Below are 14,921 nucleotides of genomic sequence, written 5' to 3'. Positions count from 1 at the left end.
AAAACATGAAACGACTTCGTTATATCGGCCTTGGCGTCATGGTTGCGCTGCTGGCCTGGGGCTACGTGGCCTTCAACCACTGGCAGCGCGAGATGATCTTCATGCCATCGCGCGCGGTGGGCCATACCCCACCCAATGGCTCCTTCAGCGACCAGTGGATCGATGCGCCGGCCGCTGGTGGCGTCGAGGGCGGCAAGGTGCACGCGTGGTGGTTGCCGGCCGCGTCGCCGGAGGCGCCGGCGCTGCTGTACCTGCACGGCAATGCGGACACGCTGTCGACCAATGTGGCGGCGATCGACCGGTTGCGCCAGGCCGGCTTCGCGGTGCTGGCGATCGACTATCGCGGCTTCGGTGCCAGCGCCGCGCTGCTGCCGGAGGAACGCTCGGCCTATGCGGACGCCCGGGCGGCCTGGCAGCGTCTCGAGCAACTGGCGCCGCGCGCCGTCAAGCGGCTGGCGTACGGCCATTCGCTGGGCGGTGCCATTGCCGTCGAGCTGGCGGCCACCACGCCACGGGTCGACGGCGTGGTCGTGGAAGGCTCGTTCACTTCCGTGGTCGACGTGGCCAAGAGCACCGAGTTCGACTGGATGCCGCTGTCGCTGGTGGTCAGCCAGCGGTTCGCGTCCGACGAGAAGGTGGCCGCACTGAAGACGCCGAAGCTGTTCATTCACTGCGCCCGCGACGAAGTCATTCCGCTGCGGTTCGGTGACCGGCTGTATGAACAGGCCGGTGAACCGAAATCCCGGCTGGTCATCCCGGGCGGCGATCACAACGACTGCCCCGCCGCCGCCGCCGGCGAGTGGCGCGACACCCTGCGCCGTTTCGGCGGTATCAGCGCGTAAGGACACATCATGCAAATTCCCCGTATCGCCGGTATCACCCGGCAGCAGTTCGTCGAGCACCATATCCTGCCCAACCAACCCGTCATCGTCACGGACGCGATGCAGCACTGGCCGGCCCGCACCCTGTGGAATCCCGACTATTTCAGCGCCAGGCTCGCGGGCCTGCAGGTACAGGTCTACAACGATCTGTTCGACCTCACGAACGTCACCACGCTGGACGATTACTTCGACAACCATTTCGACCGGCCCGATGGCGATGCATCGCACGACTACGTGCGCTGGTACAGCCAGCTCAAGGACGTCGATTTCTTCTGGTCCGATGAAGCGTTCGCCCGGCTGGCGCCGGATTGGGACACGCCATACTTCCTGCCGACGACCGGTTACCTCGTGCCAGGGCTGGGCGAACCGGTGACGCCGCCCGTTTCCCTGTTCCCTTACCGCGGCCTGTTCATCTCCGGCCGGGGCGCACGCACGCGCCTGCACCGCGACCCGTGGACGACTTCGGCCATGCTGTGCCAGTTCTACGGCAGCAAGCACGTGACGATGTATGCGCCCGACCAGGCGCCCTGCCTGATGGCGGGCGAGCAGTTCGTCGACATTCGCGATCCCGATCCGGCGCGCTTCCCGCGCTTCGGCGAGGCGCGGATCCAGTACGAGGACGAGCTGCAGCCCGGGGAGATCCTGTTCATCCCGTCCGGCTGGCTGCACCACGTCGAGTCGTTGCAGGATTCGATTTCGGTAACGTGGAACTTCCTGCATGCGAGCGGGGTGGAGCGATTACGCGAGCATCTGCGCCGCCACCCGGACGACAGCGAGATCGACGTGATGCGCTTCTTCCTGGCCGACCTGGCCGGACCGCAGGCAACGACGGGCGATATCGAGAAGGCACTGGCGGCGTACGCGCAGCCGGCATGACGCGCGGTGCGGGGCGACCCGGCTGCAAATACTATAATCACATTAGGGAGTTCTGGATTGCGTAAGGAATGGCTGGCCTGCCTGGGCCTCTACACACAGTTGTCATATGGCGCCGAAGGGATGTGGACGTTCAATAACCTCCCTCTCGACCGCATCAAATCGGAATACAACGTCACGCTCGATCCTGCCTGGGTGCGCAAGGTCATGCTCAGCTCCGCCCGGATCGAAGGCACGTGCTCGGCGTCGTTCGTGTCCAAGGATGGCCTGGTGATGACGAATCATCACTGCGCATCCGAGTGCATCGAGCAGTTGTCCACTGCGCAGAAAAACTATCTGACCGACGGCTTCCTGGCGCGCCGCCGCAGCGAGGAACTGGTGTGCCCCGATATCGCGCTGACGCGGCTGGAGGAAATCACCGATGTCACGGCGCGGATGCAGCAGGCCACGGCAGGTCTGGACGGACCGGCTTACAAGAAGGCGGAAAACGCCGCGCGCGCCGAGCTGGCCTCCGCCTGCATCGGCGAGCGCAAGGACAAGGTGCACTGCGAGGTCATCAACCTGTACCAAGGCGGCATGTACCAGCTGTACCGTTACCATCGCTATCCGGACGTGCGCCTGGTCTGGGCGCCGGAGAAAAGCGTGGCCTTCTTTGGCGGCGATCCGGACAATTTCCAGTTCCCGCGCTATAACCTGGACGTGACGATGCTGCGGGCCTACGAGGACGGCAAGCCGGCCAAGCTGGACAACTACTTCACCTTCAGCAAGGACGCGCTGGCGGAGAACGATCCGGTGTTCGTACCGGGTATGCCGGCGCGCACGCGGCGCCAGATGAGCGTGGCGCAGGTCGCCGCCGAGCGCGACGTCTATCTGATGAGCGAATTGCTGCGCACCGCCCGCCTGGCCGGCATCATCCAGCAATATGGCAGCACGAGCGCGGAAGCGGCGCGTACCAGCGAAACGCTGCTGTTCGACCTGGAAAACGCCTACAAGCAAATGCACGGCGAACTGGAAACGCTGATGGACCCGGCGTTCCTGGCTCGCAAGCAGAAAGAGGAAGACGCGCTGCGCGCGTTCGTCGCCGCCGATCCGGCACTGCGCGACAAGGTGGGCGGGGCATGGGACGCGATTGCGGCGGCACAGCAGACCTACCGGGAAATCGGCAAGCGCTATTGGCTGCTCGAGCGTGCCACCGCGTTCAACGGCCTGTATTTCCGCTTTGCCCGCTTCCTGGTGCGCGGCGCGGACGAGCGCGTCAAGCCGAACACCGAGCGCCTGGCGCAGTACAGCACCGGGCGCATCGCCGATATCGAACGCGAGATTCATTCGACGGGACCGGTCTACGCCGAGCTCGAACAGGTGCGCATGATCGCATCGTTGACGCGCATGCGCGACATGCTGGGCACCGACGATCCGCTGGTGCGGCGCGTGCTGGGCAGCAAATCGCCCGAGCAGCTTGTGGCGGACATGGTGGCGCGCACGAAGATGGGCGACGCCAGCGTGCGCGCCGCGTTGTGGAAGGGCGGCCAGGAGGCGGTCGCCGCGTCCGACGATCCGTTCATCCAGTTGGCGCGCAGCGTCGATCTGGAATCGCGGCAGTTGCGTGCCCGCTATGAACGCGAGGTCGAAGCGGTCACGCAGAAAAACAACGAGCTGATCGCCCATGCCCGCTTTGCGCATCAGGGTACCAAGGTCTATCCCGACGGGACGTTCTCGCTGCGGCTGTCGTATGGCCAGGTGAAGGGTTGGAATGCCGACGGCATGGAACAGAAGCCGTTCACCGATTTCGCAGGTATCTTTGCGCGCCACACCGGGGCTGCGCCGTTCGCGCTGCCGGCCTCCTGGCTCACGTCACGCGACGGGCTGCCGTTGACGCAGCCGTTCAACTTCGTCACGACCAACGATATCGTGGGCGGCAATTCCGGCAGCCCGGTGATCAACCGGCGCGGCGAGATCGTCGGCCTGGCGTTCGACGCGAACATCCATGCGATCGGCAGTGGCTACTGGTATGACGAGCGCAATAACCGGGCGATCGCCGTGGACGGCGGCGCGATCCTGACGGCGCTGAAAAGCGTCTACCATGCGGATGCGCTGCTGAAGGAGCTGGGCCGCTGATGAGCTGGCGCTGCCGGCTGGCGACCGGCAGCGCGTAAGGATGGGCGCAGCGTTCGCGGCCCGGGCGGCGCGTCACATCAGGATGACGTCGTAGTGCTCCTGGTGATAGGAACTCTCCACCTGCAGCGAAATCTTCTTGCCGATGAAGTCGCCCAGCATCGCCAGGTGCTGCGATTCCTCTTCCAGGAACAGGTCCACTACCTCCTGCGACGCCAGGATGCGGAATTCGCGCGGGTTGAATTGCTTCGCTTCGCGCAGCAGCTCGCGCAGGATTTCGTAGCACACCGTGCGCGACGTCTTCACCTGGCCCTTGCCGGCGCAGGCGGGACAGGGCTCGCACAGGATGTGCGCCAGCGATTCGCGCGTGCGTTTCCTCGTCATTTCGACCAGGCCGAGCGCGGAGAAGCCGCTGACGGACACCTTGGTGCGGTCGCGCGCCAGCGCCTTCTTCAGCTCCGCCAGCACGGCGTTGCGGTGCTCGGCGTTCTCCATGTCGATGAAGTCCAGGATGATGATGCCGCCCAGGTTGCGCAGGCGCAGCTGGCGCGCGATCGCGTGCGCCGCTTCCAGGTTGGTCTTGAAGATCGTGTCGGCGAAGTTGCGCCCGCCTACGTAGCCGCCCGTGTTGACGTCGATCGTGGTCATCGCCTCGGTCTGGTCGACGATCAGGTAGCCGCCCGACTTCAGTTCGACGCGCCGGCCCAGCGCGCGCTGGATTTCTTCCTCCACACCGTACAGGTCGAACAGCGGGCGCTCGCCCGTGTAGTGCTGCAGCCGTGGCAGCACGCTGGGCGTGTAGACCTTGCCGAATTCCGTCAGGCTGAGGAAGTTCTCGCGCGAGTCGACCTGGATCGTGGCCGTCTCGTCGTGCACGAAGTCGCGCAGCACGCGCTGCGCCAGGCTCAGGTCCTGATGCAGCAGGCTGGTGGGCGGGCGCGTGCGGGCGCCGTGCGTGATCGCGCCCCAGGTCTTGCGCAGGTATTCGATGTCGGCCTGCAGGTCGGCGTCGCTGGCATCCTCCGCCTGCGTGCGCACGATGTAGCCGCCTTTCTCTTCCTTCGGCAGCAGGCCCTGCATACGCGCGCGCAGCGCCTCGCGCTCGGACTCCTTCTCGATCTTCTGCGAGATGCCGATGTGCGAATCCTGCGGCAGGTAGACCAGCATGCGCCCGGCGATCGAGATCTGCGTGGACAGGCGCGCGCCCTTGGTGCCGATCGGGTCCTTGATGACCTGCACCGTCAGCACCTGGCCGTCGAACAGCAGCTTTTCGATCGGCGTCGGCACGGCGTTCTGGCCGTCGTGCGGGCGCGCTTCCCAGATATCCGCCACGTGCAGGAAGGCGGCCCGTTCCAGACCGATGTCGATGAAGGCCGACTGCATGCCGGGCAGCACGCGCACCACCTTGCCGGAGTAGACGTTGCCGGCCAGGCCGCGCGTCAGGGTGCGCTCGATGTGCAGCTCCTGCACGGCGCCTTGCAGCACGAGCGCGACGCGCGTTTCCTGCGGCGTGATGTTGATCAGGATGTCTTCGTTCATGGCAGCTTCAGGCCGGCCTGGCGCAGCAGGTCGGCGGTTTCGAACAGGGGCAGGCCCATGATGCCCGAATGGCTGCCTTCGATATGCTCGATGAAGATCGAGGCCAGGCCCTGGATGCCGTAGCCACCGGCCTTGTCGTACGGTTCCGTCGTCGCGCAGTAGGCCTGGATCGCGGCCGGCGACAGCTTGGCGAAGCGCACGTCCGAGACCTGGGTGACGCTGGCTTCGAAATCGTAGGTGCGCACCGCAACGGAGGTCAGCACCTGGTGGGTGCGCCCGGACAGCCGGTTCAGCATGGCCTCCGCTTCCTCCTTGCCGGCCGGCTTGCCGAGGATGACGCCGTCGATGGCGACGGTGGTGTCGGCCGACAGGATCGGACGGGGTTTCAGGTGGCGCCGGCGCACCAGGTCGAACGCGAAGCCGGCCTTCTCGTTGGCCACCCGCGTGACGTAGTCGTAGGCCTGCTCGTCCGCATTGACCTCTTCGGTCACGTCCGCGCCGCGCGGGCCGTCGCTGCGCAGCAGCAGCAGTTCGAAATCGACGCCGATCTGGCGCAACAGTTCGCGTCGGCGCGGGCTCTTCGAGGCCAGGTAGATTTTTCGTTCGACCGGTTTCATCGTTCTTGTTGTGTCGTTATTTTGGTTAATCGCAGGATATCGAAACGATACCAGCTATGCAAACTTAAAAGGACGGCGCCCAAACCAAAAGGGGACAGGCACCGGATTGCGGGTCTGCGACCCGCAATCCGGTGGCTGTCCCCAGGGGTTCGCTTGCTATACCCGGTGATACGGATGATTCTGCGTGATCGTGTAGGCACGGTAGAGCTGCTCGGCCAGCATGACCCGCACCATGCCGTGCGGCAGCGTCATGCTGGAGATGCGGATCAGGCCTTCGGCTTTCGCCTTCAAGCCCGGATCGAGGCCGTCCGCGCCGCCGATCAGGAACGCCGTGTCGCGGCCATCCTGCTGCCATTGCTCCAGCTGCTGCGACAGGCCGACGCTGGTGAGATCCTTGCCGCGCTCGTCCAGCGCGATGATGCGCACCGACTTCGGCAGGGCCGCCTCGATGCGCTCGCGTTCCAGCGCCATCGCCGTGGCGGCGGTCTTGCTGCCGGAGCGCTCGACGGGCTTGATCTCCTTCAGCACGATGCGCAGCTCCGGCGGCATGCGCTTGACGTACTCGGCGAAACCGGTCTCGATCCAGGCCGGCATCTTGTGGCCGACCGCAGCGATGATCAGCTGCATGGGAGATTACTCTTCCGCGGCCGGCTTCTTGATGCGCTTGATGACGGTTTTCGCCGGCGCCTTGGCCGCTTCCTTCGCCTTCGCTTCCTTGGCGGCCTTGGCCGATGCCGTGGCCGTCTTCGACGCGGCGACCTTGACCTTCTTGCCTTCCGGCGCTTCGATCGCCGGCGCGGCCTTCTTGGCGGCGGCTTTCTTGGCGACGGCGCCGGCGGCGGCGGCGGCCTTCACGGTGCCGGGCTTGCGTGCGGGGGCCTTCTTCTCGACGACCGGCTCGGCGGCCTTCTCGGCCTTGCCGGCGGCCAGGTGGCCGGACTTCTTCTTCGGTGCCGCCTCGAGCGCTTCGGCCGCCTTGCCCTCGGCGGTGGACTTGCGCTTGGCCGCGCCCAGCTTGACCGGCTTCTCGCCCCAGATCTCTTCCAGGCGATAGTAGGCGCGGATCGGCTGCTGCATGATGTGGACGATCATGTCGCCCAGGTCGACCAGCACCCATTCGCCGGTGTCTTCGCCTTCCAGGCCGACGACGTCGCCGCCCGCTTCCTTGACCTTGTCACGCACCGACGCGGCCAGCGCGCGGGTCTGGCGGTTCGACGTGCCGGAGGCGATCGCGATGCGGTCGAACAGGCTCGTGAGGCCCGTCGTGTCGAACACGACGATGTCCTGACCCTTCACGTCTTCCAGGGCGTCCACGACGAGGGTTTGCAGTTTTTTGATATCCATTCAGTTCTTACTTCTTATAGAGATGATGTTGTTCGATATAGTCTAGCACTACCCGCGGAATCAGCGAGTTTGCCTCAGGTCCGCCCTGCAGCGCAGCGCGGATGCGGGTGGACGAGATGTCCACGGCCAGGTCGGGCGCCACGCAGGTGCGTCCGGCCGGGTGCGAGCACAGTTGTTGCGGCGCGCACAGGCGCGCCGTGAATTCGTTGGCCACCTCGGGTGGAATATCCGGCCCGTCCAGTGCGAAGCCGGGGCGGGCCGCCACACACAGATGAGCCAGGGAAAACAGGTCACGCCAGGCATGCCACGTGTCCAGCCGCTGCAGCTGGTCGGCGCCCATCAGGAAGCACAGCGACACCTCCGGTCCCAGCGCCGCGCGCAGCGCGCGCAGCGTCTCGACCGTATACGTCGCCTTGCCCCGTTCGATCTCCTGGCGGTCGATCACGACGCGGCAGGGCAGGCCCGTGAAGGCCAGCTGCGCCATGTCCGCACGCTGCTGGGGCGACGCCACCAGCGCCGCCTTCTGCCACGGCACGGTCGGGATCACGCGCAGCTCGCTGGCGCCCAGCAGCTCGACGAAACGGCGGCCCAGGGCCACGTGGCCATTATGGACGGGATCGAAGCTGCCGCCCAGCAGCGCGATGCAGCCGCTCACTCGGCCAGCCAGTCGCGGTGCGGCAGGAAGTCCGAATACAGCGCCGCCTCCGGCGTGCCGTCTTCCGGATGCCAGTCGTAGCGCCATTTGACCACCGGCGGCATCGACATCAGGATCGCCTCGGTGCGGCCGCCCGACTGCAGTCCGAACAGGGTGCCGCGGTCGAACACCAGGTTGAATTCCACGTAGCGGCCGCGCCGGTAAGCCTGGAAGTCGCGCTCCCGTTCGCCGTACGGCATGTCCTTGCGCGCCCGCAGGATCGGCACATAGGCGGCCAGGAACGCGTCGCCCACGCTTTTCATCATCGCGAAGCTGTCGTCGAACGGCAGCTCGTTGAAGTCGTCGAAGAAGATCCCGCCGACGCCGCGCGCTTCCCTGCGGTGCTTCAGATAAAAGTATTCGTCGCACCACTTCTTGAACCGTGGGTGCAGGTCGGCGCCGAATGGCGCCAGCGCGTCGCGGCAGGTGCGGTGGAAGTGGCGCGCATCGTCCGCGTTGCCGTAGTAGGGCGTCAGGTCCATGCCGCCGCCGAACCACCAGACCGGCGTGCCGTCGGCCGTGCTGGTGGAGAAGAAGCGCACATTCATGTGCACCGTCGGCACGTAAGGATTACGCGGGTGCAGCACCAGCGACACGCCCATCGCCTCCCAGGCGCGCCCGCCGATGCCGGGCCGGTGCGCGGCGGCGGATGGCGGCAGCTGCGCGCCCGTGACATGCGAGAAATTGCAGCCGCCCCGTTCCAGCACGGCGCCTTCCTCGATCAGCCGCGAGATGCCGCCACCGCCTTCCGGCCGCTCCCACGCGTCGCGCAGGAACGCGTTGCCGTCCGCCTGTTCGAGGGCGGCGACGATGCGTTCCTGCAGACCGAGCAGGTAGGCTTTGACTTGGACTGGATCGGGTTGGGACATGGATGTGCGTTGTCGTGGATGGCAGTGGTGAAAACCGGGGGCATGGTGCTGGCCTACATGCCAGCACCGCTACTCGGGCGAGGAGCAGGCTCCTTGAAACCCCTGCTCCGCTCCCCTGCGGGGACAGACCCCAAGCTAGCTGCCTGTCCCCGGTATTGCTAGTGCTTCAGGCCGCGCCAGCCGATATCGCGGCGGTACTGCATGCCGTCGAAGTGGATCTTCTCGACCGTCTCGTAGGCCTGCTTCTGCGCCATCTTGACCGAATCGCCCAGGCCGACGACGCACAATACACGGCCGCCATTGGTGACCAGCTGGCCGCCTGCCTCGGTGGTGCCGGCGTGGAACGTCACCGCTTCCGGCGTCTCGGCCGGGATGCCGTCGATCACGGCGCCCTTGGCCGGGTTGTCCGGATAGCCGGCGGCGGCCAGCACCACGCCCACGGCGGTGCGGCGGTCCCACTCCAGGCCCACGGTGTCGAGCGTGCCGTTGACCGCGTGCTCCATCACGTGCACCAGATCGGTCTTCAGGCGCGCCATGATCGGCTGCGTTTCCGGGTCGCCCATGCGGCAGTTGAATTCCAGGGTCTTCGGATTGCCGGCCGCGTCGATCATCAGGCCGGCGTACAGGAAGCCGGAGAAGGGAATGCCGTCCCGCGCCATGCCCTGGATCGTCGGGTTGATAATCTCGCGCATCACGCGCGCGTGCATCGCCGGCGTCACGATGGCGGCCGGGGAGTAGGCGCCCATGCCGCCCGTGTTCGGGCCCTGGTCCTGGTCCAGCAGGCGCTTGTGGTCCTGGCTCGTCGCCAGTGGCAAGACGTTCTTGCCGTCGCACATGACGATGAACGACGCTTCCTCGCCGGCCAGGAATTCCTCGATGACGATGCGCGCGCCGGCGTCGCCGAAGGCGTTATCGGACAGCATGTGGTCGACCGCCGCATGCGCCTCCTCCAGGGTCGTCGCCACGACCACGCCCTTGCCGGCGGCCAGGCCGTCGGCCTTGATGACGATCGGCGCGCCCTTCGCGTCCACGTAGGCGTGGGCCTGGGCCGCGTCGCCGAACGTCTCGTACTCGGCCGTGGGGATGCCGTGACGCTTCATGAACGCCTTGGCGAAGTCCTTGGAGGACTCCAGCTGGGCCGCTTCCCTGGTCGGGCCGAAGATCTTCAGGCCACGCGCGCGGAACAGGTTGACGATACCGGCCGCCAGCGGCACTTCCGGTCCCACCACCGTGAACGCGACGTGCTCGCGCACGACGAAGTCGGCCAGCTCGTGCAGGTCGCTGATCGCCACGTTCTGCAAGCGCTGGTCGCGCGCCGTGCCGCCGTTGCCGGGGGCGACGAAGACCATCTGCACTCGTTCCGATTGCGCCAATTTCCAAGCCAGCGCGTGCTCGCGGCCGCCGGAGCCGACTACCAGGATTTTCATAGGGACCGTTCGTTCAAGTTTGAGGATTGCGGGGGAAGCTTCTTCAAGATGGCCAGAGCAGCGCGGCAAGGCAGCCCGGTCATGCCATCTTGAAAAGGCTTCTGGGCTGGCCGAAGGGCGCAGGCTCCAGGAGCGGAAAAGGCGGCCCGTGGGCCGCCGTGTCACCAGGTCGTGCCGGATTACTCTTCGATCACGGCGTTGGTGTAGACCTCCTGCGTATCGTCCAGGTTTTCCAGCGCGTCCAGCAGCTTCTGCATCTTCAGCGCGTCCTCGCCCGTGAAGACCGTCTCGGTGGCCGGCTTCATGATGATCTCGGCCACCTCGGCCTTGAAGCCCGCCTTCTCCAGCGCGTCCTTGACGGCGGCGAAGTCGTTCGGCGCGCACAGCACCTCGAAGCCGCCTTCCTCGTCGGCCACCACGTCCTCGGCGCCCGCTTCCAGCGCGGCATCCATCAGCTTCGCTTCGTCCGTGCCGGGAGCGAACAGGAACTGGCCGCAGTGCTTGAACATGAACGACACGGAGTTCTCCGTGCCCATATTGCCACCGTATTTGTTGAAGGCGTGACGCACCTCGGCGACCGTGCGCACGCGGTTGTCGGTCATGCAGTCGACGATGATCGCCGCACCGCCGATGCCGTAGCCTTCGTAACGCACTTCCTCGTAGTTGGTGCCCTCGTCGCCGCCCGTGCCGCGCGTGATCGCGCGCTGGACGTTATCCTTGGGCATGTTGGCATCCGCCGCCTTGTCGACCGCCAGGCGCAGGCGCGGATTGGTGTTGATGTCGCCGCCGCCCATGCGCGCGGCAACCGTGATTTCCTTGATCAGGCGCGTCCAGATCTTGCCGCGTTTCGCGTCCGTTGCAGCCTTTTTATGCTTGATGTTGGCCCATTTGCTGTGTCCAGCCATGTTGACTCTTCCTTAGACGGTGTGCAATCGAGGGCGGTATTCTACCATACCGCCCCCTGCCGAATGCCCGTCGAAAGGCCTACATGACCGGGCTGGCGTCAGGCCAGCGGCACGTACTCGATGCCGGACTGGATGCTGCCGATGACCTGGGCCTGGTTCTCGGCGCTTTCGGCGAAACCGTACAGGATCTCGGCGCGCGAAACGCCCAGGCTGATGGAGTGCAACCAGGAGTCGAGACCAGGCTGGTCGGGTTCGCGGTGCAACGCATTGCGGTACAGATTGGTCAGGAAATCCGTATCGCTGGGCGCGCTGCCATACGTGCGCTGGAATTCCTCGCTTTCGATGAAACGCTGCGCCACTTCGTAGATATCGAAGCGACCGTTTTCGATCAGCCCCATCCAGAATCCCTGGCCCGCGATATCGGCCGGGCGCTTGAAGGTCGCCTGATATAGGCGGAAGACCTGGCCGGCCGTGCCGTCGATGTCATAAGCGCGGTACATGTCGTCGAAGTGGACGCGCTCGACATTGCTCAGCGTTTCCGTCGAGCCCGTCGTCGTGTTCTTGAAGCCGATATTGGTCGCGGTACGGGCGAATGTGTAGTCGCTCCACTTGCCAGACAAAACGGCCAGATCGACGCCAGCGCCGCCATCCACGGTATTGCTGCCGACTCCGCCTGCCAACTCGTCGTTGCCGATGCCGCCCAGCAGGCTGTCGTTGCCTTCACCGCCCAGCAGCGTGTCGATACCGTCGGCACCCGTCAGCGTATCGTTGCCGCTGCCGCCTTCCAGGCGGTCGCCGACCGTGTCCGGCAGGTTGCCGTTGGGGTTGTAGATGACGCCGCTGAACAGCTGATCGTCACCGCCGTTGCCGAGCAGGGTGTCGGCGCCGCCCTGGCCGTAAATGTAGTCCATGCCGTCAGTGCCCGGCAGGATATCGTTGTTCTGGGTTCCGCCGATCTGGTTTGGAATCGCTGCCATGATGTCATCCTTATAAGTTGAATAGCATTTTTGTAATGAAAAGCGTACGCTTAAAAGGCTGAGTTGTCGAACCTCTTTTCAATCGTGCGTCGGTGGTGTATTTCACACAACAGCTTGTTTCATAGACGTTTCCAGGCCCAAAGTGGGCTGCTATGATTTTGTAAATTTTTGTAAAATTACAACGGCGGAGACACAAATATGGACAGGCGGCAATTTTTAAGGCTGGGTGGTTTCCTTACGGTATCGGTGGCCACGGGTGGTCTGGCCGGCTGCGGGAGCAACGATTACGACGATCCGGACAGCGGCGGCCTGCCGCCGGCCAGCGGCGCCGCCTGGAGCTTCCCGCAAAGCGTGGCCTCGGGCGATCCTCGTCCGGACAGCATCGTGCTGTGGACACGTGCGGTACCGCCCGCCGCCGACCCGGCGGCGCCTGCGCCGAACGGCAGCGACGTCACGCTGCGCTTGCTCGTGACCAGCGGCGACAATGCGCGCCTGCTGGGCAGCAACGCGGCGCTGGCGGGCACGCCGGTGGCGGACCAGCGCCTGCCGCTGCGGGCCCAGTACGACAACACGGTGCGACACAAGCTGACCGGCCTGCAGCCGGGGCAGACCTACTACTACCAGTTCGTGGCCGGCGACGTACGCTCGAACGTGGGCCGCTTCCGCACGGCGCCGGCCAGCGGTGCCAGCGTGGACCAGCTGCGTTTCGCCACCCTGACGTGCCAGGACTGGAGCGTCAACCACTGGGGCGCGCTGGAGCACGTGGCGACCGAGGACAACCTCGATTTCATCCTGCATCTGGGCGACTACGTGTACGAGACGGTGGGCGAGGATTTCCAGCAAGGCCAGGCCGAGACGCGCCACGATGCGCTGCGCCTGCCGGACGGCACGCCGACCGGCGCTGGCGGCACGGCGCGCTACGCCACCACGCTGGCCGACTACCGCTACCTGTACAAGAAATATCGCAGCGACCGCCGCCTGCAGGCCGTGCACGAGCGCTACGCCTTCGTCGCGATCTGGGACGACCATGAGTTCTCGGACGACTGCTGGCAGGATGCCCAGACCTACGACGCCAGCCTGGCCGGCGGCAGCGGACTGCGCCAGACCCAGCGCCGGCGCGACGCCAGCCAGGCCTGGTTCGAGTTCATGCCGGCCGACGTCACGTTCGACGCGGCGCAGGCGGGCTTCGACAATATCCGCATCTACCGCCAGTTCGATTTCGGCACGCTGGCGCGCCTGGTGATGACGGACCAGCGCCTGTATCGCGCCGACCACGTGATTCCCGAGTCGGCGCAGGTGGGCCGTATCGGCAGCCGTTACCTGGTGCCGCAGGACCTGTACGAGCGCGCCGAGGCGCAGAAGCTGGCCGCCGGCGGCAACGATCCGCTGGCGCCCGTCAGCATGCTCGGCGCGACCCAGCGCGGCTGGTGGCAGCAGGCGATGACGGAAGCGCGCACGACCTGGAAGCTGTGGGGCAACGAGGTATCGCTGCTGCGCATGGGCCTGTCCGGCACCGACGCCATCGCCACGTTGCTGGCGCTGCAGGCCGTGCCGGTACTGGCGGCGTCGATCGGCAGCACCGCGCAGGCCACCGCCGGCAACGTGCCTCTGGCCGCCGCCATCGTGGCCGCCAGCACGGCCGGCGCCAGTGCCATTGTCGCGCAGGCCGGCGCGCAGGCCATCGCCGCCGTCGTGGCGGCCGATGGCGGCAGCGCGCAGCAGGTCGCTGCCGGTGTCGCGGCCGGACTGACGACGCCACAGGCGACGCTGGCCGCGACGGCCTACATGGGCGCGCTGTCGGCCAGCGGCGGTCCCACCGCTTCGGCCGCGGTGGCCGCGCATGCCATCGCGTTCGGCTACGTCAAGCCGGACGTGCAGGCGAAAAAAGTCGAGTCGCCCTTCGTCACGGCCAGCGGCAAGGCCGCCGCGCTGGCGCCGTACTTCCGCCGCTTCCTGCTCAACTGCGACCAGTGGGACGGCTACAACGCCGAGCGCAAGGCCCTGATGCGCCACCTGAAGGATAACCGCATCGGCAACGTGGTCGCGCTGACGGGCGACATCCACGCCTTCTTCGCCGGCACCGTCAGCGACGATTTCGACGCGGCCGGCGGTGGCACGCCCGTGATGGTGGACCTGGTGACGGCTGGCGCCAGCTCGGAGTCGTTCTTCTCCTACCTGCGTGACGCCGCGGCGGGCCTGGGCGACCTGGCCACCATCGTCTCGTATCCGGTCACGATTCCCGTGCCGGACGTGGGCAGCGTGAGCGTCAGCGTCAACCTGCTGGACTACACGCTGGGCAAGGCGGCGCCCACCACAGCCGCGCTGCTGGAGCAGATCCGCGTGCGATTGCGCGGCGCGCTCGCGGCGAAGGGCGTGCCGGAGGCGCGGCTGGACGCGACCACGCAGGCGGTGCTGGACAGCCTGGCCGGCAGCACCGATTTCGGCGTCACCCTGCTGAACCTGGCGGGCCAGTTGTCGGCGCTGAACAGCAACCCGTGGCTGCGCCATGTGAACACGGACGCGCAGGGCTACACGCTCGTCACCGTGACGCCAGCCAGCCTGACCGCGCGCTTCCGCCAGGTCAACCGCCTGGCCGGCAGCGTGGCGCCAGCGGGCACGATCGCGCGCGAGACCGTGGTGACGGTGACGTCGGGCAGCGTGGCCGTGACGGTCGGATAATGCG

The 14,921-nt window shown here is 66.2% G+C and carries 13 protein-coding genes; 4 read left to right on the top strand and 9 right to left on the bottom strand.

Annotated elements, in window-relative coordinates; all coding sequences use genetic code 11:
• Nucleotides 1-5 precede the first annotated feature (5 nt).
• Genes E7V67_021905 through E7V67_021895 form a run of 3 tightly spaced genes read left to right on the top strand, consistent with a single transcriptional unit; the run spans nt 6 to nt 3,869 of the window.
• On the top strand, nt 6-842 hold the full coding sequence (locus tag E7V67_021905) for an alpha/beta hydrolase (GenBank protein WUR12331.1): 837 nt from the start codon (nt 6-8) through the stop codon (nt 840-842).
• Nucleotides 843-851: 9 nt separating this feature from the next.
• Nucleotides 852-1,757, top strand: coding sequence for a cupin-like domain-containing protein (locus E7V67_021900; GenBank protein ID WUR12330.1), 906 nt, complete (start codon nt 852-854; stop codon nt 1,755-1,757).
• Nucleotides 1,758-1,814: 57 nt separating this feature from the next.
• On the top strand, nt 1,815-3,869 hold the full coding sequence (locus E7V67_021895; GenBank protein WUR12329.1) for a S46 family peptidase: 2,055 nt from the start codon (nt 1,815-1,817) through the stop codon (nt 3,867-3,869).
• A gap of 72 nt (nt 3,870-3,941) precedes the next feature.
• On the opposite strand, the gene rng is transcribed toward E7V67_021895, so the two are convergent.
• The 9 genes from rng to E7V67_021850 form a co-directional block, all read right to left on the bottom strand.
• Nucleotides 3,942-5,405: a ribonuclease G gene (gene rng, locus E7V67_021890; GenBank protein WUR12328.1), complete on the bottom strand. Its 1,464-nt coding sequence runs from the start codon at nt 5,403-5,405 to the stop codon at nt 3,942-3,944.
• Nucleotides 5,402-6,022 (bottom strand): Maf family protein, encoded by a 621-nt coding sequence (locus E7V67_021885; protein WUR12327.1) that lies wholly within the window; start codon nt 6,020-6,022, stop codon nt 5,402-5,404. The genes rng and E7V67_021885 overlap by 4 nt, the downstream gene beginning before the upstream one ends.
• 156 nt (nt 6,023-6,178) lie before the next feature.
• Entirely contained in the window at nt 6,179-6,649 is a 471-nt protein-coding gene (rlmH, locus tag E7V67_021880) for a 23S rRNA (pseudouridine(1915)-N(3))-methyltransferase RlmH (protein ID WUR12326.1), read from the bottom strand.
• Nucleotides 6,650-6,655: 6 nt separating this feature from the next.
• Nucleotides 6,656-7,366, bottom strand: coding sequence for a ribosome silencing factor (gene rsfS, locus E7V67_021875; protein WUR12325.1), 711 nt, complete (start codon nt 7,364-7,366; stop codon nt 6,656-6,658).
• A gap of 7 nt (nt 7,367-7,373) precedes the next feature.
• Nucleotides 7,374-8,021 carry a nicotinate (nicotinamide) nucleotide adenylyltransferase gene (gene nadD, locus E7V67_021870; protein ID WUR12324.1) on the bottom strand — a complete coding sequence of 216 codons (648 nt, stop codon included), beginning with the start codon at nt 8,019-8,021 and terminating at the stop codon, nt 7,374-7,376.
• Nucleotides 8,018-8,929, bottom strand: coding sequence for an oxygen-dependent coproporphyrinogen oxidase (gene hemF, locus E7V67_021865; GenBank protein ID WUR12323.1), 912 nt, complete (start codon nt 8,927-8,929; stop codon nt 8,018-8,020). Before hemF ends, nadD begins: the two co-directional genes overlap by 4 nt.
• 158 nt (nt 8,930-9,087) lie before the next feature.
• Nucleotides 9,088-10,356: a phosphoribosylamine--glycine ligase gene (gene purD / locus E7V67_021860; GenBank protein WUR12322.1), complete on the bottom strand. Its 1,269-nt coding sequence runs from the start codon at nt 10,354-10,356 to the stop codon at nt 9,088-9,090.
• Nucleotides 10,357-10,535: 179 nt separating this feature from the next.
• Entirely contained in the window at nt 10,536-11,261 is a 726-nt protein-coding gene (locus tag E7V67_021855) for a YebC/PmpR family DNA-binding transcriptional regulator (protein ID WUR12321.1), read from the bottom strand.
• Nucleotides 11,262-11,359: 98 nt separating this feature from the next.
• The gene (locus tag E7V67_021850) at nt 11,360-12,238 is read right to left on the bottom strand and encodes a DUF4214 domain-containing protein (protein WUR12320.1); all 879 of its coding nucleotides are present in this window, start codon (nt 12,236-12,238) and stop codon (nt 11,360-11,362) included.
• A 198-nt stretch (nt 12,239-12,436) separates the two neighbouring features.
• Here E7V67_021850 and E7V67_021845 point away from each other — a divergent pair, with 198 nt between their 5' ends.
• Nucleotides 12,437-14,917, top strand: a complete 2,481-nt coding sequence (locus tag E7V67_021845; GenBank protein ID WUR12319.1) for an alkaline phosphatase D family protein — start codon at nt 12,437-12,439, stop codon at nt 14,915-14,917.
• Nucleotides 14,918-14,921 lie beyond the last annotated feature (4 nt).

This window comes from [Empedobacter] haloabium (genome assembly GCA_008011715.2).
GTDB classification, from domain to species: Bacteria; Pseudomonadota; Gammaproteobacteria; order Burkholderiales; family Burkholderiaceae_D; genus Rugamonas; species Rugamonas haloabia.
Note: the sequence above shows the minus strand (reverse complement) of the source record. Positions and strands in the feature narration are given on the sequence as shown.